This window comes from Mycobacteroides abscessus ATCC 19977, assembly GCF_000069185.1.
Taxonomy (GTDB): Bacteria; Actinomycetota; Actinomycetes; order Mycobacteriales; family Mycobacteriaceae; genus Mycobacterium; species Mycobacterium abscessus.
This window is the reverse complement of record NC_010397.1, coordinates 905430-924122: the sequence shown is the minus strand read 5'-3', so window position 1 is coordinate 924122 and position 18693 is coordinate 905430. Positions and strand designations below refer to the sequence as shown.

Below are 18693 nucleotides of genomic sequence, written 5' to 3'. Positions count from 1 at the left end.
CGGTGGCGCGGCGGGCGGCCAGTAGCCGCTACCGCAGCAGGTCCTCCAGCGCGGAGCCGCGAATCGCCTTGCGCCACAACGGTGGTTGCGGGGCATCCGCGGCCACGCGCAGCATCTCGGGCACCGAGACAAACTTGTCGCGCGGCCGTCCTGCACCCTTACCACGCGCGATTTCCGCGCGGTCGATGGCCAGCCACCCGTCGTGGCCGATGATCGTCGGCTGGCGCCGCTGAATCACCTTGGAAAGGCCGGACAACCGTTGCGGCGGATCGGCGAGTAGCCCGTTGTTGTAATCCTCCACCAGCGAGGTGACGGTCTGCTGCGAACAGGACTTGTTGGTCCCGATGAATCCGGTCGGACCGCGTTTGATCCACCCGGCCACGTAGGTGCCGGGATGCGCCTGGCCGGTGGACGAATCCTTGACGCGTCCTTGCTCATTCGGGATGGTCCCGCGCTGGCTGTCGAAGGGCACGTCGGGCATCGGGACACCGCGATAGCCGATCGAGGTCAGGAACAGGCCCGCCTTGATGGTGTCGGTGGTATCCCCATGCTGGAACTCGATGGCCTCGACGCGGTCCTCCCCCAGCACCCTGGCCGGAGTGCGGTTGTAGGCGAAGCGGATGGTCTTTCCGCCCGGCTCCCGCGCCTCACGTGGGCAGGTACTGAGGACTTCCAGCTTCTGCCGGGTCAGGGGTTCCAGATGCGTCTGCAACGCTTGGTCCACGAGGTCCGCGGTCTCTTGGTCGACGACAACCGTCATGTCAGGCAGTCCGACCAGCCCGAGGAGTTCGGGCAGCGTGAACGCCGAATGCTCGGGGCCGCGTCGCCCGACGATGACCACCTCGCGCAGCTTGCTGCTGCGCAGCGCGGTCAGCGCGGTGTCCGAGATGTCGGTGCGCGCAAGGCGCTCGACGTCTCCGGTGAGCACCCGAGCGACGTCCAGGGCCACGTTTCCGTTACCGATGACGACCGCACGTTCGTGGTCCAGGTCGACGCGGAAGTCGGCGTAGTCGGGATGCGCGTTGATCCACGCGACCACCTGGGTAGCGGTGGCATTGCCCGGCAGCTCGATCCCCGGGATGTCCAGACGACGGTCCGAGGACGCACCGACGGAGTAGATCACCGCGTGGTGATGCGCCAGCAGTTCCTCGTGGGTGATGTCCTTGCCCACCTCGACGTTCAGGAAGAACTCGAAGTTGGGCTGTGCGGCCATCGTGTCGAACAGCTTGGTCACCCGCTTGGTCTGCTGGTGGTCTGGGGCCACCCCTGCACGCACCAAACCATATGGAGCAGGCAGCCTTTCGAACATGTTGACCTTCACATTCGGCTGGGTCAACAGCTCGTCGGCGGCGTACATGGCCGCCGGGCCCGAGCCCACGATAGCCACCTTCAGCGCGCTGGTCCCGCGCACCGGTGGCGCTTGAATGACCGGAGCCAAACTGGCCCGCGGGATTTCGCGCGGGTAGAACTCGGAATTGATCCGCAGGAAGGGCAGCTGCTCTTCCTTGAGGGTCGAGTCCGGCTTGATGGCATCTACCGGGCAGGCAGCAACGCAGGCACCGCAATCGACACATGCCGAGGCATCGATGTGCAGCATCTCTGCCTTGAGGAAATCAGGCTCGTCAGGCGTGGGGTGGATGCAGTTCACCGGGCATGCGTAAACGCAGGAGCCCTCGTTACAGCACGCCTGGGTGACGACGTGCGGCATCAGGCGGGAACAGCGCTGGGTGAATCAGACGCTGCGGCCTCAGGAGCCGCGTAGTTCACCAGCGGGCCGCGCTGCGGCTCGCTGCGGTAGCGGGCGGCACGGCCGTCGATGTGCAGCACTCGCCACACCAGCTTGGCGATGGGGTTCATCATGCCCACCCCACGGCACAGCATGCGGACGTCGGAGAAGACCTCGCTCATCGTCTGACGAGAGGCCGGGCTCTTCCAGAAGATCTCCTTGCGGACATCGTCCGGGATGCCGAACTTCTTGAAGAAGCTGCGCGGCGGCGTCATGATCGCGCCCATCAATACCCGCATGATGATGGGGGTGCTGATGGACAGCACGAAACGGTTGAACCAGTGCATCGTCGGGACGCGCTTGTGCAGGTACTCGTGCGCGAACGAGATGTGCCGAGCCTCCTCGGCGACGTGGATCTCCATGACGCGCCGCATGATCGGGTGCAGGTTGTCACCCTCGCGCAGCACGTTCTTCTGAGTGTGGTCGATGGGCTCTTCCCCGGCGAGCACACCGATGAAGAAGGTCTCGGGCGCGACGGTCGACGCCAGCGGAATGAACGGCGACAGCCAGCGCAGCAGGCGCGGCATACCCGGAACATCGACACCGAGGCGGTTCACCATCTCCTGGAACATCAGGGTGTGGTTGCACTCCTCGATGGACTCGTGGTTCAGGTAGCGGAACTCCGGGGAGCCATTGGGCACGCTGAAGGCGTACTGAATGAGCCCACGGATCAGGATGCTCTCGAAGTGCAGTCCCACCTTGGCCACGTTGGCCTGGCGCCACATCCCGATCTCGATCTGCTTCTCCAGCGGCTGCGACTGGTACCAGGGGTGCCGGCCGAGCGGGTCGGTGCGATGCGGGAGCACCCAGCGGGTGTCATTGGGGACGACGGCGTACTCGGGCGAGTCCCAGTCGATGTCGATGAACGGATCGAAGTTCCGGTTCGTCGATCCGTGCGACAGGGTCTCCAGCACCTGGACGTACTTGGCGTCGCCGCGCACTTCCTTCTTCGCGCGCAACTTCTCGCGGAGGGACATGCCTATCTCCTTTGATTAGGTAACGGACCTGCAAACTTTTACGTTCTGGGGCTACTTGGAAGTCTACAAGCTCTGGGCGAGTGTAAACAGGGCGAGAAGGCCCTATCTAGGTTTGGGACGAAACGTCCCATGTGACGTTCCCACCGGGGTTTGTTTTATGTGACGCAGCTCTCAGTGGGCCACCGTTTAGGCTGGTAGTCGTGGCTGAATTGACCATCCCCGCTGACCTACTGCCCGCCGACGGACGCTTTGGCTGCGGCCCCTCCAAGGTGCGCCCCGAACAGCTGCAATCGCTCGTGACTGCCGGCGCTTCCCTTTTCGGTACCTCGCACCGGCAAGCACCCGTCAAGAACCTCGTGGGCCGCGTCCGCGAGGGCCTCAAGGAGCTGTTCTCCGCTCCCGACGGCTACGAGGTGATCCTCGGCAACGGCGGCTCCACGCTGTTCTGGGATGCCGCCGCGTTCGGCCTGATCCGCGAGAAGTCGCTGCATCTGACGTTCGGTGAATTCAGCGCGAAGTTCGCCTCCTGCGTGGCCAAGAACCCGTTCGTCGGTGATCCCATCAAGGTGGTCGCGGACCCGGGCAGCGCGCCCGCCCCCGTCTCGGACCCGTCCGCCGATGTGATCGCCTGGGCCCACAACGAAACCTCGACCGGTGTCATGGTTCCGGTGCGACGTCCCGCCGGGTCGGAGAACGCACTGGTACTCATCGATGCCACCTCCGGCGCCGGCGGCCTGCCCGTCGACCTGTCGGAGGTGGACGCGTACTACTTCGCGCCGCAGAAGAACTTCGCCGGCGACGGCGGGCTGTGGGTGTCCCTGATGAGCCCCGCCGCCCTGGAACGGGTGGAGGAGATCGGCGGCAGTGGACGCTGGGTGCCGGACATCCTGTCACTACCGATCGCGGTGGAGAACAGCCTGAAGAACCAGACCTACAACACCCCCGCGATCGGGACCTTGCTGCTGCTGGCCGACCAGATCGACTGGCTGCTGGCCGGCGGCGGCCTGGACTGGGCCACCAAGCGCACCGCCGATTCGGCCTCGCGGCTGTACTCCTGGGCCGAGGCGACGTCGTACACCACGCCGTTCGTTGCGGATCCGGCGCAGCGTTCACAGGTGGTGGGCACCATCGACTTCAACGACGATGTAGATGCGGCCGCAGTTGCCAAGGTGCTGCGCGCCAACGGCGTGGTGGACACTGAGCCCTATCGCAAGCTGGGCCGCAACCAGCTGCGGGTGGCCATGTTCGCGGCCATCGATCCCGAGGACATCTCCAAGCTGACCCAGTGCGTCGACTGGGTCGTCGAGCGCCTCTGACCCCATTGCGTCCCGCCTCGAGTGGGAACCTCACGCGGATAAAGACCACACAAACCGCGCCAGGTTCCCACTCGATCGGGCTAGTGCCCCGTGAGGTCGTAAACCTCGACATCGTCGATGGTCTTTTTGGTGAAGGTGCGCTGCACCCACTCCCGAATGGACTTCGAGGTCTCGCTGCCGGGCGGGCCGAACCCCTCATCGCCGTGGCTACCGCGCTCCCCATCTATGAAGTAATGGATCTGTCCGTCGGCCACGTACTGCTGGAATTGGGCCAGTGTCGGCGACGGATCGGTTCCGTTGAATCCACCGATGGGCATCACCGGCCGCCTGGTGGCCAGCTGATATCCGGACGCTTGGTTCGAGCCGATCGCCGCGGCCACCCACGTGTACCGATCCGCGTTGTCGTTGAGGGCGGCAACGATATTCGGTCCGGGATCGCTTCCGTCCAGCAGACTGCCACCGCGCTTGGACGCGGGTTCGAATTCGGCCCGGTGTGGCCGCTCGGGCATATCCGGAAATTCCGGGAAGCCGCCGCCGTTCACCTCCGGCCCGGCAGAGGGAAGCGCGCCGCCGTGTGGGGTGGCGATGGTCGCGGCCGAGTACGCGACCGGCCCGGCCAGTGCCGCGACGAGCGCGGCGACAACGACGGCCTTGGGGCATCTGCTCATCGCCAGACCGATCAGCGCCAGCAGCGCGAGGATCAGGATCGCCCAGCGCAGCCAGGGCTGGAATTCCGGCGAACGCCCCAACAGCAGCCACGCCATCGCGGCGGTGAGCATCAGCAGAGCCGCGAGACAAGCTCGCACCCAAGACTTTTCACGTTCCCGCCAGCCCAGTACCGAACCGGCACCAACCAGCGCGGCGACCGCAGGGGTCAGTGCCATCGAATAATAGGGATGGAAGATGCCCTGCATGTAGCTGAACACGATGCCGGTGGTGAGTATCCACAAGCCGAAGACGATGAGCACGGCACGCCGCGCGTCAGTACGAGAGTTATTGCGTAACAACACTATGCCGAGAATCGCGAGTAACAGCGCGGTAGGCAGCAGCCAGGCGATCTGGCCACCGAGCGCGGGCTGAAACAGCCGTCCGATCCCGGGCTCGCTCCCGAAGTGGCCCCCGAAGCCGTACATCCCCTCGCGCGGGCCCGAGGCGCTTCCCGTCTCATTGCCGTTGATGCGGCCCAATCCGTTGTAGCCCAGGGTGAGCTCGAGGATCGAGTTATCGGGCGATCCACCGATCCACGGGCGTGAACCCGGCGGCCACAGCTCGACAGCGGCGATCCACCAGCCGGCCGAAACCACTGCCGCGGCAGCCGATCCAACGAGCTGTGCCAGCCTCTTGCCCGCACCCGCCGGCCCCGCGATCAGATAGGTGACCGCGACGGGCGGGATGACCAACAGGACCTGGAGCTGCTTGGTCAGAAACCCGAACCCGACGAACACCCCTACGAGCAGCATCCACCGGGTACGCCCGTCTTCGACGGCACGCATCATCGCCCACACCGCGGCGATCATCAAAAACACCAGCAGAGCGTCGGGGTTGTTGAAACGGAACATCAACACGGCCACCGGCGTGACCGCGAGCACCAAGCCGGCCAGCAGTCCGGCTCGATGCCCGAAGTACCGGCGAACGGTGGCATAGAGCAGGCCGACGGACGCCACGCCCAGCAGCACCTGTGGCACCAGGATGCTCCAGCCACTCAGCCCGAACACGCGCACCGACAGTTCCATGAGCCAGAGCGCGGCCGGCGGTTTGTCGACGGTGATCGAGTTCGCGGCGTCCGAAGATCCGAAGAACCCAGCCTTCCACGAGACCGAACCTGCTTGTACCGCAGCTGAATAGAAGGAATTGGCCCAGCCGTTGGAGGCGAGGTTGATCAGATACGCCACCGCCGTTCCGACCAGCAGCAGGGTGACCGAAAGCGGCTCGCGGGCACGCCCGCGAGCCGTCGACAAGACACTCATCGGCTATTCGCGCTTCGGAACACCCACCGCAACCCGACGAACCGGATCAGCGTGGCAACAAGATTGGCCACCGTGAGCACGATCAGCAGCACGTGCTTGGAGGCATCGGGAACCAGATGATGCATCGCGACCAGCGATCCGCTGGTCAGGGCGAGCCCGATGCCGAAGATGACGAGTCCCTGGAATTGATGTTTGGCGGCGTCACGCCGACCGCGTACCCCGAAGGTGAAGAAGCGGTTGGCCGAGGTGTTGAGCACCGCGGTGATGAGCAGGGCAAGGAAGTTGGCCGCCTGGTCACCGGCCAGGCCGTGCAGCGCCAGGAACAGCACGGCATAGGCCAATGTGCTTGCCACACCGATGATTCCGAACCGCACCAGCTGGCCGACCATGCCCGCGGGCACGCCGTCCACGAGGGGCTCGCGGCCGAGACTGTGCCGCAGCTCCTCCAGCGGCAGCGTGCCGAGCATGAGCGCCCGGCCCAGCCGCCAGATGCCGAGCAGGTCTTTGCGCACGGTGTCGACGATGTCCACCCGGCTGTCCGGGTCATCCACCCAGTCGACCGGCACCTCGTGGATGCGCAGGCCGACCCGCTCGGCGAGCACCAACAGCTCAGTGTCGAAGAACCACTCCTTGTCCTCGACCAGCGGCAGCAGTTGGCGCGCGACATCGGTACGGATCGCCTTGAAGCCGCACTGAGCGTCGGAGAACCGGACCTGTAGCGAGGCATGCAAAATCAGGTTGTAGGTGCGCGAGATGAACTCGCGCTTGGGGCCGCGCACCACCCGCGAGTTGCGGTTGAGCCGCGAGCCGTACGCGACATCGGAGTGTCCCGAAATCAGTGGCGCCACCAGCGGCATGAGCGCGTTGAGGTCGGTGGACAAGTCCACATCGCAGTAGGCGACCACCTCGGCGTCCGAGGACAGCCAGGCAGCCGCGAGTGCCCGCCCCCGCCCCTTCTCCTCCAAGTGCAGCACGTCGACGCCGACCAGCTCGCGTGAGAGACGGTGTGCGATCTTCAGCGTGCTGTCGGTGCTGGCGTTGTCGGCGATGGTGATACGGGCGGAATACGGAACCTCGTCCGCCAGGAACGCATGCAACCGCCGCACGCATGGCTCCAAGTCGTGCTCCTCGTTGTATACGGGGATCACGATGTCGAGAGTCGTCGCGCGGATCGCGGTCGGTGCCGTCGGGGTATCGATCGGCTGCATCACACTGGTCACGAGAATCACCATGGTCGGCGCGGCTCTGTTGTCACTGGGTCGCCACTGTGAGTTACCTGTGAACGAAACCGCCCTGTATCAATTGTGCACAATTGAATTGTGGGCTACCGTATTGTGATGAGCGCGCTCGGACTGGACCATCAGTTGTGCTTCGCCCTGTACTCGGCGTCGCGTGCGATGACCGCGGTGTACCGCCCGATCCTGACCGAACTGAACCTGACCTATCCCCAGTACCTGGTCCTCTTGGCGCTATGGGAAGAGGACCGCGCCACCGTCAGCAGACTCGGCGAGCGACTACGCCTGGACTCCGGCACCCTCTCCCCCCTGCTGAAGCGATTGGAAACCAACGGACTCATCCGGCGCGAACGATCCGCCTCCGACGAGCGCCTGGTCGAGGTCACGCTCACCCCGGCCGGGCGGCATCTGGAGCGGAAAGCTCAATGCATTCCCGAAAAGCTCGCCCTCGCCACCGGCATCGCCGAGCGGGAGGCCACGGACCTGCGCGACGCGGTCTGTCAACTCACCGATGCCCTACAGGCATCACTACGAAAGGAATCCGCGTGAGCACTCTCTACACCGCCGAGGCATTGGTCACCGGGGAAGGCCGAGACGGCAAGGGCCGCACCTCCGATGGCCGACTCGACCTCGACCTCGCCATCCCCAAGGAGATGGGCGGCAGCGGCAATGGCACCAACCCCGAACAGCTTTTCGCGATCGGCTACGCCGCCTGCTTCCACTCCGCATTGCGGATGATCGGCCGCCAAGAGAAGGCCGACATCACGGACTCGTCAGTGGGAGCTCGAGTCTCACTGGGGCCCACCGACAACGGCGGCTTCGCCCTCGCCGTCGAGCTCGAGGTCACCCTGCCCAACCTCGACCATGACGCAGCGCAGCAGCTGACAGAGAAGGCGCACCAGGTCTGCCCGTACTCCAACGCAACGCGCGGGAACATCGACGTCACGCTCGTGGTCACCGACGACTGAGCGGGCCCAGCGCCCGAACACAGCCTTGCTTATCTATCAACACTGATACGCTCGTGCCGTGTTCAATAGTTTTACTCCGGGTAGAACAACCCGGCGCATGCTCGTCGCGGCCGCATGCGTGATCGCGCTTGTCCTCGGTACCGGTGGCTGGATTATCTATGCCAACGACTTCGCCATCCGCGAAGAACGGCTGACGATTCCCGGCTCGGTTCAGCCGCTCCAGGCGACGCTGGCGCTGCCCAAGGACGGCAACGGCCCCTTCGGCCTGGTGGTTTTCATCCACGGAGACGGACCTGCCGATGCGACCAGAAACAGCTTCTACAAACCGATCTGGGAATCGTTCGCCAAGGCCGGATACGCCTCCCTGTCCTGGAACAAACCGGGAATCGATGGGGCTGCCGGCAATTGGCTGGACCAAAGCATGCATGACCGTGCGACCGAAGCCGAGGCAGCAATCAGGTGGGCCCGCGGACGCGCCGATATCGATCCCCGGCGCATCGGGATGTGGGGAATCAGCCAGGGCGGATGGGTGGTACCGGAGGTAGCCGCGCGTACGCCCGATCTGCAATTTGTCATTCTGGTGGGTGCGGCGGTGAACTGGCTACGTCAGGGCGAGTTCAATACGCGCGCCAAGCTCACGCATCAAGGCGCGTCCGAATCCGAGATTGCGGCGGCCCTGGATAGCCACAACGCAACCCTACAGCCGCTGCGCGACAATGCGACCTACGAGCAATACCTTGCGACTCAACATGATTCCGATCCGATGTCTGCCGATCGCTGGAACTTCGTACGTAAGAACTATCTGTCGGATGTGACCGGCATACTGCCGCAAGTCAAGGTACCGGTGCTGCTCGCGCTGGGCGACGACGATCTCAACGTCGATGTTAACGAGACGGAGCGGGTTTACCGCCAACTACTGCCGCCGCAACAGTTGACGGTGCAGCGGTACCCGGATGCCTCACACAACATCGTGAAGGCTGATCTCGACAATGATCAAAACTGGCGCTCGACGCTGGTCGCGGTGTTCGCTCCCCGATCGCTCTATGCCCCTGGGTATTTGGAAAATATGCGGAATTATGTTGCGGGACAGCCAGTGCACTGAGCCCGATGGGTGTGCAGCGACGCATCACTCGGCGCCTGGCCTTGGGTGAAGCAGCGGGTGCCGTACTGCTCGCGGCGATGACACTGCCCTTCGCCGCTCCGTGGGCCGGCGCCCCGCCACTGTGGGCCCAGCTGCTCGGCCTCATGTTTCTGCTGACCCTGCTAGCGGCCAACCTGTATTCCGTGCGCCGGATCCGTCCCACCGTGACGCTCGCGAACTTCAACGACGTTCTGCGCCTTCGCTTGACTATCGGCATATACGGCGCCGCGGTCGCCGTGCTCTTTCCGTTGCCGCCGTCGTGGGGCTGGTTCTGGTTCAGTCTGACAGTCCTCGGCGCCCTGCTGGGCAGCGCCGGGCTGGTACGGATGCTGCGCAGTGATCCGTTCAGATGATCTGCTGAATCGCTTCGCGGTACCAGCCGAAGAGCCGAATAGATTGGTCAGCTTCAGTTTTGGCGAGTTCTGCCCAGCATGCGGCAGCAGCCGATCGGGCAGCCGCACCGACCCACGGCTGCGGGAGCAACTGCGGCGGCAGTAGCGGGTCGGGTTCGACTGCCCGGGTGAATTCCGCGGCAAGAGCGACGGCAAGGGTCAGCAACTCGGTGGGCGACGCCGTACGCAGCACCGGGAGTAGCCCTTCGGCCACTGCCAGCAGCCTGCGGTGGCGTTCGGCGATCGCATCGATCGGCCAGAGCCGTTCGGCCAATTCACGCGCGCCGGTCTCGCCGCCAATCGCCAGGTCGGTCGTGGTGAACATGGTGACATGTTCCGCCACGCCGAGCCTTTCCGCGGCCGCCCCGACCCGGGACTCCCAGGCGTTGGCACACACGTACAGTCCCCCCTGAATCGGTGCACCACCCAAGCGAACGATCTCTTCACGCATCGCATCGCGCGCGGTTCGAGCCGATTCGGGCACCGCGAAAGCGGTGAGGTGCCACCCCCCATCCCACGGCGCCAAACCACGGTCCTGCTGGTACATATAGCGGACAAAATCCAGATCGGGCTCCAGAGTGTTCCTGGTCGCACCCGTGGCATGCAAGATCGCTTTGCGCCCCCGCCCCTCCTGCGTAAAACGCCCCTCCGCGACAAGGCGTTTGATACACAGCCTCACCTGCTGGTCGCTCATGCCGAGAATATTGGCAACGTCGTAGAGCTCGCCGGTGGCAATCGTGGCGTCCTCACGGATCATGCTCTCGACCACGCTACGAGTGGAGATATCGGCGTTCAGCACGTGTTGGATGTCCAAGCATTCACCTCCGAAACAGCAGCGTGCGAATTGTGTTCAATCATCCTACGTTCGGTGCGCCAGCGATCGGATCATGGCAGCGGTTGCTGCTCAACCAAGTAGGGCGATACTCCGCTGTCACATCCAAGGGCCACGGCGAGATCGGCAAAAAAACGCGCGGGTTCGATGACGGCCTCCGGCGGGTGAACGCCCGGGCGGCGGCCGGACCCGTCGATCACCTGCGCCATCCCCAGCGCCAGCGGCACGCCCGTGATACGCGCCATATCGCGCAACGCAGTTCTGATCGGATGCGATTGCGATCCTTCCAGATTCAACCGGGCGAGCACAGTATATCGATTTTCGTGCCGCTCGCCGGTGACTGCGGCGAAGAACGGCGGGAGTGTGCCCGGCCCCCGGAGACGAAGTGCCACATAGGCGGAACGCAGCACGCGGCGGAACTTGGGCACCGCGAATGCCTCCGCGGCTTCTTCTCTGCTCAGCCGGCCCGCGTCCATGTCGCGCCGCAGTGTGTCGAGATACGCCACGGTCCAGGGCTTGATGACCATCAGATTCAGCGCGTCGCCACGCGGTTTCAGCGTGCGCTGCACAGTGATCGGCTCCGGATGGCCTATCGAGTAGGCCGTGCCCCGGCGCCCCGCGGGCAATTCCAACGAGACCGGGCTCAGCGGACGCTTCTCCACGAGCCTTCCGGCACCGACCGCGGTGATCGTGCCGCTGGCCTGCTCCATCCAATGCGTCGCCGCGGCGGTAGGCCGGCCGTCTGCCCCCAACAGCTGCGACTTTTCTTCGGTATCCGCACCGCTGCCGCCGACATCCACCGGCCATGCCGTGTAGACGTCATCTACCTCATCGAGTTCCGCAGCGGCGGTGGCGGCAAGCAGATTGCTGATTCCCGGGCTGGCACCCATACCGATCACCGCACAGACACCGTGCGCACGTGCGATCTCGTCAAGGCCGAGCATCTGCAACGTGGGCTCCCAATCATCGCAGATGTCCAGGTAGTGGGTTCTGGTCTCAATTGCCATGCGCAGCACCGTCAATCCAAAACGGAAGTAGGGACCGACGGTGTTCAGGACCAGATCAACATCTTCGAGTGCTGTCCTGAGCGCTCCCGCATCGGTCACGTCAACGCACATAGCTCGAGTCGGGACCGGCCCCTCCCCCAGGCGTCGTACTAGAGCCTCGGCAGCACCCAGATCTTGGTCGGCGACGACAATCTCCTCGACACCGGGTATATCGAGTGCGGCGCGTACAGCCGCCGCCCCCATCGCACCCGCGCCGCCCAAAGCCAGTATCTTCACACCGCCATAGTACCTATCAAATCACAAACGATCGTTATCTATCCGATAGATTTGATCAGGTAGTCGCCCGTGGTCGCGGGGGCGGCCGGCGGTCAGCAAAGCCCAATTCGTCGCCCGCGCCATGCAAGACGACGGCGTCAAGGACCTCTAGTCACCTCGCGAGCTGGCCGCGCATCCAACTCGCGGAAAACAGCCACGAGGCCACGGCGACGATCCGCTCGGCGCGACCGAACCGGCCTCTCAGCCACTAGGCCACCAACCATCTGACGCGGAATTTGTTCCACTGCAACGTATCTCCATCTGCGTAGCGCAGATCTAACCCAGAACACCCAGAACACTCCGAAAGTTTGTTGGTTTCCACTGTTCTAGCTGTAGAAAATCCATCGTTTCGACAAAGACACGGATGTGAGCCAGTTCATAAATTCTGTGAGCCTAGCGCTGCATCACAGTCACGGGCGCCCTCGCGGCTAGCGAGACGAGACCAACCGACAAGGTGGAGCACAGATGCCCAGTATGACAATTGGCAAATACTGCGCGCAGGCCAAGGCGCGAACAGTGGCGATTGACTGCGATCGTCGACGTTGGCGAGCTGCCATCAGATCGGTTGCCGTCCTCTTGGTTTCACTAGCATTAACACCTTTTTTTGCACCGGGTGCCGCTCGGGCCGACGAGAGCCGATACTGGCAGTTCTATACCCCGCCTGAGCCTCTCCCCGCGGGCGCTCTCGGGGATCTCATCCGCACCGAACCGTCGCGACTGGCGTTGGAGCCGTCAGGGCAGCTTGGTTCCTACGTCGGAACCGGAACCCGGATCATGTACCGCAGCACCGATAACAACGGCAAGCCGGTAGCGGCGACCGGAACGTACATCGAACCGGATAACCCATGGCCGGGCGATGGGCCCAGGCCGCTACTGGTCTACGCGCCGCTGCCGAACGGAATGGGTGAGCAATGCGCAGCATCGCGGTTGATCAACCAGGGTATTCATGCGTCGGGCGACACCGGGTTCGATCTGATGGTCAATTTGGATTCGATGTTCCTCACGACGCTATTGGCGCGGGGATATTCCATCGTGATCCCCGACGGTATCGGGTCGGGTGTACACGGCCGGATGGCACCGCAGTTGCTCATGCGGATTGCCTCAGCGACTGCGGTGATCGACGCCGCCAGGGCGGCGAAGAAACTCCCTGGTACCTCGCTGACACCTGATGGGCCCGTGGCATTTTGGGGTTGGTTCTCCGGTGGTTCGGCTGCACTGGCAGCGGCCGAACTGGCGTCGACCTATGGACCCGAACTCAAGATTGCCGGCACCGTTGCCATGGAACCGGTGACCGATATGGCGAGCGTGGCGTCCTCGGCGGATGGTTCCTTCCTCGTTGGGGCGATGGGATGGCTGCTGAACGCGATCGTCGCGACCTATCCCGAATTTGACCAGCCCCTGAGGGAGATGCTCACACCTCGCGGCCTCGAAATGTTCGAGAACACCGCGGGGCAATGCATGCTACAGACAGGGACTGATTACGCATTTCGCCACGTGCAGCCCTGGTTCAAGAACGATATTCTCCAGGCCGTTCGGCAGGAACCGTTTAAGAGCCTCAGTGACGCTCAACGAATCGGTAACCATAAACCGACCGGGCCGGTGTACATCGAACACAATCGATGGGACCCAGTGGGGCCGTACGCGGATGCGATGGCAACCGCGAAAGACTGGTGCGCAATGGGAGCCGACGTCACATTCTGGACCAACGAGCTGCCACCGTTGTTCAACAAGTTGGGTACCAATCTGTTTCTGGCGCCGTTGGTAGACGGTGAGCGGAACATGGCCTGGCTGGCGGACCGCTTCAACGGTGTTCCGACGAGTTCCAACTGCTCAGAGCTGCCATGAGCAGGCGGTCAACACCGCGGCGCCCACCAACGATGTCGCTTCACAGTTCGCGCTTACGCCAAAACGGGTATGCGATCTTCTCGGTATCCCCAGAGGACTGACGCTCGAACACAACTAACGTGATCCCCATCACCAAGACGCAAGACATCAGGCCTAAGACACATTTCACGCCGCAGCACGTCGGCTCAGCAAGGCAGGACAGGTATGACACTCAGCAGCACGGAATTGGACGACCTCGTGGGCGCGGTCGATCGCTACCCCGTCTATAAGGATCTGCGGGACAATCAGCCTGTCTTGCCTGTCGAGGTGAATGGGCACGAGGCCTACCTCTTGACGCGGTACGCCGACGTCAGCCGGGTTCTCAAGACCGCATCGGCCCGGGTACAGCCACGTGCTGGCGAGTTCCCTGCTCACATCGGCACGGGGCCGGCTTCGGAGTTCTACCGATTCTCCCTGCCGTCGATGGATGCGCCCTCACACACGCGCTTAAGAAAGCTTGCTGCAGCTGCGTTTTCGCCGCGAGCCGTGGCCGCCATGCGGTCGTGGGTCGAAGAGATCATCGGCGCCGGAATCGACCGGCTGATGGACTTCGACGGTGAATTCGATTTCGTCGGCGAATTCGCCAGCCGGGTGCCGGCCGAGATTGCCTGCCGGCTGCTGCATGCACCAATGTCCGACGCGCACTCCGTGCTTGAGCGGATGCCGGACCTCAATCCGATCCTCAGCCATGGCGGCATCACCGCCGAACAGTTGGCGGCCGCCGACGCTGCAGCACAGTTCTACATCGACTACATCGGCGATCTTGTCGATACGTTGCAGGGAAAGCTCGACAGCGACGACGCTGTCGGCGCGCTTTTGGAAGCCGAGGCGGACGGGTCGAAGATGACTCGCACCGAGCTGATCATCACCCTCGTCGGGCTGTTCATCGCCAGCTATCACACCACCATGGTCGCTCTGACGAATGCGGTCTACGGGTTCTCGTCGCATCCGGCGCAAATGCGTACGCTCGCCGACAATCCGGATCTCGCGCCGAAGGCGTGGGAGGAGTCGCTCCGGTATCGGTCCCCGGTGCACGTCGTCCACCGCTATGCGGGTGAGGACATGGTGCTTCATGATCAGTCGATCCCCGAAGGCGCCCAATTGCTGCTCGGGCTGGCTTCCGCGAACCGCGACGAACGCTTCTTCGACAGCCCGGACACCCTCGATATCACTCGCGGAACCAACCGGCACCTCGCGTTCACCGGCGGCGGTCATTACTGTCTTGGCGCCCCGCTTTCTCGGCTCGAGGGTGACTATTTCATGCGGGTGCTGCCGCAGCGGCTACCCAACATTCGCGTCACGTCGGATCGTCCCGATTGGGGCACCGATCTGAGCTTTGCGTTCATGCGCTCGATGATGGTGAGCTCCGGGCGATGAGGCAGACCGGATGGGGGCCGGACGGTCGGCGGGCCGCTGCATGCATCACCTTCGACCATCTCGGCGAGGCGGCCGAGATCCAGATCGGAGCGCTTCCTCCCGATACCGTGGTCGGTGCACATCCCAGCGTCACGCACTGTCTGCCGGCCCTGCTTGCGGCGCTCGCAGAGCGGTCCACAGCGTGCACGTTTTACGTCGAGACCTGGAATTATGCGCACTACCCGCGTGCTCTGGAATCCATCCTCGAACACGGCCATGAGATCGGCTGGCACGGCTGGCTGCACGAGCCCTGGAGTAAATCGACCGGCAGTGCCATCGCCGACTCGATAGCCGAAAGCTTGAATGCGTTCGAGCGCACCGGCATTCGGCCGAGGGGGGCCCGCCCGCCGGGCGGTCTCCTGGGCGACCACAGCCTAGATCTGTTGGCGCAGGCAGGCTTTGATCACGTGTCGCTGGCTGGTACGCGCAGTGGGTTACAAGATGGGCTGGCCCTGCTCCCCTTCGCATGGTCCACAGTTGATGGGTCCTACTACTTCGATTCATTCGCCAAGCTCAGGGTGCCTCCCGGCGAGCACGCGGTCGGCGCCCCCGGCCTGCTCGCAGCGTACGACCGCTATCTCGACGAGACGGTCGCGAGCGGCGGCCTGGCCACGTTCGTCTTCCATGTTCCGTGGCAGGACCAACCCGACCGGGTCGGAGCCGTGGTGAACCTCATCGACCGCATCGCGGACGACTCCCGGATCTGGCTCGCCAGCGCGGGCGAGATCGCCGACTGGATGCGGGCACATCCCGACTCCGTGCCCGCTGTACAACACGTCGACGAACTACCGGCATGGTGACATAACCCGTTGTACAACTTGATATTTCACAACAATTGAAATGGGAAAGTACTGATGAATTTGCGGATCGTCAGCTTCGCCGGTGCCGATCAATGGCAACCCGGCGTGCTCATCGACGATGACACCGTCGCTCCCCTTGCGCCGATGCTCGCCCGTCACGACATCCAGGTGTCCTCGGCACGCGAGCTGATAGCACTGTTACCGCAGATCTCGCCGTTGATCTCTGACGAACTCGCTGGTGGCTCTTTCGAACCGGTGCCGCTCGACTCCGTTGCGTTGGGGGCCCCGATTCCCGAGCCCGGCCAGGTCATTGCTCTGGGCTTCAACTACCCGACACATTCAGACACCGATTCCCCGCTGCCGAAGATGGCGGACCCCGTCGTCTTCATGAAGTCGCCCACCAGCATTAGCGGCCCCCGTGACGCCGTCATCGCGCCGCGGACATCGCACGCACTCGATTACGAAATCGAAATTGCTGTCGTCATTGGGAAACCCGGATACCGCATCGAGCGCAGTCAGGCGATCAAGCACGTCGCCGGATATATGCTCGCCAACGACATCACTGCCCGCGATGTTGCGCTACCGTTCGGCTTCGGCGGTTCGCCATTGCAGGCGCAGGTTGTCCGCGGCAAGGGATACCCGACATTCTGCCCAACTGGCCCGTGGCTCTTTACCACCGGCTCAGATACGACGTTTGAAACGTTCGACTTCGAACTTCGGATCAACGGCGAACTGCGGCAGAGCGGTTCAACGGTAGACATGACTCTCGGCTTCGCCGAGGTTGTTGAAACAGTGAGTGCAACCATCGCCCTGCGCGCCGGGGACATCATCCTGACCGGAACGCCCGGCGGCTGCGGATTCCAATTCGATCCTCCGCGCTACCTCCGACCGGGGGATGTGATCGAAGCTCATTCGGCCAAGTTGGGCAAAATGCGGCTACCTGTCCACGACGAAAAACCCATCGAGAGCGCATCGAGGTAACGATGAAAATAACCTTCACCAATAGCGACGGCTACACGAAATCTCTTGACGCAGAAGAAGGCGTATCGCTCATGCATGTCGCGGTTTCCCATGACGTGCCACGTATCACCGCCGACTGCGGCGGCAACGCGATGTGCGCCACCTGCCACATATATGTCGACGACGCCGACTACCTACGGCTACCGCCGATTGCTGATGACGAGGACGAGATGCTCGACTTCACCGAGTGCGCGCGCCGTCCGACGAGCCGTCTTGCCTGTCAGGTTCAAGTCGACAACGCACTAGGGGCGATTACCGTCGAAATCCCCCTCGATACTGAATCCCCTGTCGCACAATCAGTGCGGAAAGGCTAAGCTCCGCAATGCCAGCCCTCTCCGATTCGATGCCGGTGCCACCAGACCGTGAGGATGCCGCGGTGGTGATCGTCGGCGCCGGCCACGCGGGTGTACAAGTCGCTGTCTCATTGCGCGAGTTCGGCTTTAGCGATCGAATCGTCATCGTGGACGCAGAAGCCAGATCGCCGTATCAACGTCCGCCGCTGTCCAAGGAGTACCTGTGCGGCACCGTCGATCAGCCCCCACCCTTGCGGGCCCACGAATTCTACGAAATACAGCGCATCGAATTTCGGCGTGCCGCCGCCGTCAGCATCGACCGCGCTCAACGCACAATCACGCTCGACGATGGTAGCCGCCTCGGCTATGGGCATCTGGTACTCGCCACCGGCGCCCGCAACCGGGAAATTCCGGTCCCCGGCGCCAACACGCCTGGCGTGCTTGGGCTGCGCACGCTCGATGACGCGCGCGATATTCGCGAGAGGATCGGCACCTCGGACGATATCGTGATCATCGGCGCAGGCTTTATCGGCCTCGAAGTTGCTGCCGCGGCCCGTAAGCGCGGCAAACGGGTGCATGTTGTCGAAGCCGTCGACAGAGTGATGGCACGTGTTGTTTCGCCGCACGTGTCGCAGCACCTGGCGGATTTGCATGCACGTGAAGGCGTCAACGTGCATCTGGGACGCTCGTTGGCCGCCATCCGCACCGACCGCGCCGGAAAACTAGACACAGTCGAATTGACGTGTGGCACAACGATGGCCGCCGATCTGGTGGTCGTCGGCGTCGGTGTGGTACCCAACATTGAACTCGCGGCCGAGGCAGGGCTGGCCGTAGACAACGGAGTTTGTGTGGATGCCGCGCTGCTCACCAAGGATCCTGCGATATCAGCGGTCGGCGATTGCGCGGCCTTCCCCGTGTCTGGCTCGGGCGCCTCGATACGACTGGAATCGGTACAGAACGCGGTGGACCATGGTCGGTTCGTCGCTGCCCGACTCACCGGATCCGTCGAAAACTACGTCGCCGTACCGTGGTTCTGGACGCACCAGTACTCCGCAAAACTCCAGATCGCCGGAAAGGCCCTTGAGGTAAGCGAATCCGTGGTGGTTGGTGACGCGCAAGCCTTCTCAGTACTTCGCTTCAACGACCAGACCTTGGTCTCTGTCGAGTCGATCAACCGGCCCGGCGATCATCTGGCGGCCCGCCGCATACTGGCCGGCGACAAGCGCCCGAGCCCCACCGATGCGCGTAGTCCGGGCTTCTCGCTCAAGTCGTTCGTGCAGTCCGCAACCAGTGCCGCGTAGTCGGCAGCGGACGCCGATCCACAAATGATGGCTTGTCTTGGAC

General features: G+C 63.5%; 17 protein-coding genes. 11 read left to right on the top strand and 6 right to left on the bottom strand.

What is annotated here, in order from left to right; genetic code table 11:
* Positions 1-28: 28 nt before the first annotated feature.
* Complete coding sequence (locus tag MAB_RS04860; protein WP_032668362.1) at positions 29-1708, bottom strand: FAD-dependent oxidoreductase; 1680 nt, start codon at positions 1706-1708, stop codon at positions 29-31.
* Complete coding sequence (locus MAB_RS04855; protein WP_005065932.1) at positions 1708-2763, bottom strand: AurF N-oxygenase family protein; 1056 nt, start codon at positions 2761-2763, stop codon at positions 1708-1710. The genes MAB_RS04860 and MAB_RS04855 overlap by 1 nt, the downstream gene beginning before the upstream one ends.
* Before the next feature lie 200 nt (positions 2764-2963).
* On the opposite strand from MAB_RS04855, the gene serC reads away from it, so the two are divergent.
* Positions 2964-4079 carry a phosphoserine transaminase gene (gene serC / locus MAB_RS04850; protein WP_005083172.1) on the top strand — a complete coding sequence of 372 codons (1116 nt, stop codon included), beginning with the start codon at positions 2964-2966 and terminating at the stop codon, positions 4077-4079.
* 80 nt (positions 4080-4159) lie between these two features.
* Here serC and MAB_RS04845 read toward each other — a convergent pair whose 3' ends face one another.
* Entirely contained in the window at positions 4160-6046 is a 1887-nt protein-coding gene (locus tag MAB_RS04845) for a glycosyltransferase family 39 protein (RefSeq protein WP_005113349.1), read from the bottom strand.
* Positions 6043-7266, bottom strand: a complete 1224-nt coding sequence (locus tag MAB_RS04840; protein ID WP_005092724.1) for a bifunctional glycosyltransferase family 2/GtrA family protein — start codon at positions 7264-7266, stop codon at positions 6043-6045. The genes MAB_RS04845 and MAB_RS04840 overlap by 4 nt, the downstream gene beginning before the upstream one ends.
* Positions 7267-7383: 117 nt before the next feature.
* Here MAB_RS04840 and MAB_RS04835 point away from each other — a divergent pair, with 117 nt between their 5' ends.
* From MAB_RS04835 to MAB_RS04820, 4 genes are all read left to right on the top strand, one after another.
* On the top strand, positions 7384-7830 hold the full coding sequence (locus MAB_RS04835) for a MarR family winged helix-turn-helix transcriptional regulator (RefSeq protein WP_005113347.1): 447 nt from the start codon (positions 7384-7386) through the stop codon (positions 7828-7830).
* Positions 7827-8249: an organic hydroperoxide resistance protein gene (locus tag MAB_RS04830; RefSeq protein ID WP_005063604.1), complete on the top strand. Its 423-nt coding sequence runs from the start codon at positions 7827-7829 to the stop codon at positions 8247-8249. The genes MAB_RS04835 and MAB_RS04830 overlap by 4 nt, the downstream gene beginning before the upstream one ends.
* 97 nt (positions 8250-8346) lie before the next feature.
* Positions 8347-9351 (top strand): alpha/beta hydrolase family protein, encoded by a 1005-nt coding sequence (locus tag MAB_RS04825; RefSeq protein ID WP_005113345.1) that lies wholly within the window; start codon positions 8347-8349, stop codon positions 9349-9351.
* Between the two features lie 5 nt (positions 9352-9356).
* Complete coding sequence (locus MAB_RS04820; protein WP_005113343.1) at positions 9357-9743, top strand: hypothetical protein; 387 nt, start codon at positions 9357-9359, stop codon at positions 9741-9743.
* Here MAB_RS04820 and MAB_RS04815 read toward each other — a convergent pair.
* Together MAB_RS04815 and MAB_RS04810 are read right to left on the bottom strand one after the other, a co-directional pair.
* Positions 9736-10596, bottom strand: a complete 861-nt coding sequence (locus MAB_RS04815; protein ID WP_005113341.1) for a PaaX family transcriptional regulator C-terminal domain-containing protein — start codon at positions 10594-10596, stop codon at positions 9736-9738. The two genes, MAB_RS04820 and MAB_RS04815, sit on opposite strands and share 8 nt — an antisense overlap.
* A 71-nt stretch (positions 10597-10667) precedes the next feature.
* The gene (locus MAB_RS04810; protein WP_005113340.1) at positions 10668-11897 is read right to left on the bottom strand and encodes a saccharopine dehydrogenase family protein; all 1230 of its coding nucleotides are present in this window, start codon (positions 11895-11897) and stop codon (positions 10668-10670) included.
* Positions 11898-12401: 504 nt separating this feature from the next.
* Between MAB_RS04810 and MAB_RS04805 the strand changes: the two genes are divergently transcribed.
* From MAB_RS04805 to MAB_RS04780, 6 genes are all read left to right on the top strand, one after another.
* Positions 12402-13781: a lipase family protein gene (locus MAB_RS04805; RefSeq protein ID WP_005115768.1), complete on the top strand. Its 1380-nt coding sequence runs from the start codon at positions 12402-12404 to the stop codon at positions 13779-13781.
* Between the two features lie 204 nt (positions 13782-13985).
* Positions 13986-15197 carry a cytochrome P450 gene (locus MAB_RS04800; RefSeq protein ID WP_005113338.1) on the top strand — a complete coding sequence of 404 codons (1212 nt, stop codon included), beginning with the start codon at positions 13986-13988 and terminating at the stop codon, positions 15195-15197.
* Positions 15194-16036 (top strand): polysaccharide deacetylase family protein, encoded by an 843-nt coding sequence (locus MAB_RS04795; RefSeq protein WP_005113337.1) that lies wholly within the window; start codon positions 15194-15196, stop codon positions 16034-16036. The genes MAB_RS04800 and MAB_RS04795 overlap by 4 nt, the downstream gene beginning before the upstream one ends.
* A 54-nt stretch (positions 16037-16090) precedes the next feature.
* Positions 16091-17017 carry a fumarylacetoacetate hydrolase family protein gene (locus MAB_RS04790; RefSeq protein WP_005083198.1) on the top strand — a complete coding sequence of 309 codons (927 nt, stop codon included), beginning with the start codon at positions 16091-16093 and terminating at the stop codon, positions 17015-17017.
* Positions 17018-17019: 2 nt separating this feature from the next.
* Positions 17020-17370: a 2Fe-2S iron-sulfur cluster-binding protein gene (locus MAB_RS04785; RefSeq protein WP_005113335.1), complete on the top strand. Its 351-nt coding sequence runs from the start codon at positions 17020-17022 to the stop codon at positions 17368-17370.
* Positions 17371-17378: 8 nt separating this feature from the next.
* On the top strand, positions 17379-18650 hold the full coding sequence (locus MAB_RS04780; RefSeq protein ID WP_005113334.1) for an NAD(P)/FAD-dependent oxidoreductase: 1272 nt from the start codon (positions 17379-17381) through the stop codon (positions 18648-18650).
* Positions 18651-18693 lie beyond the last annotated feature (43 nt).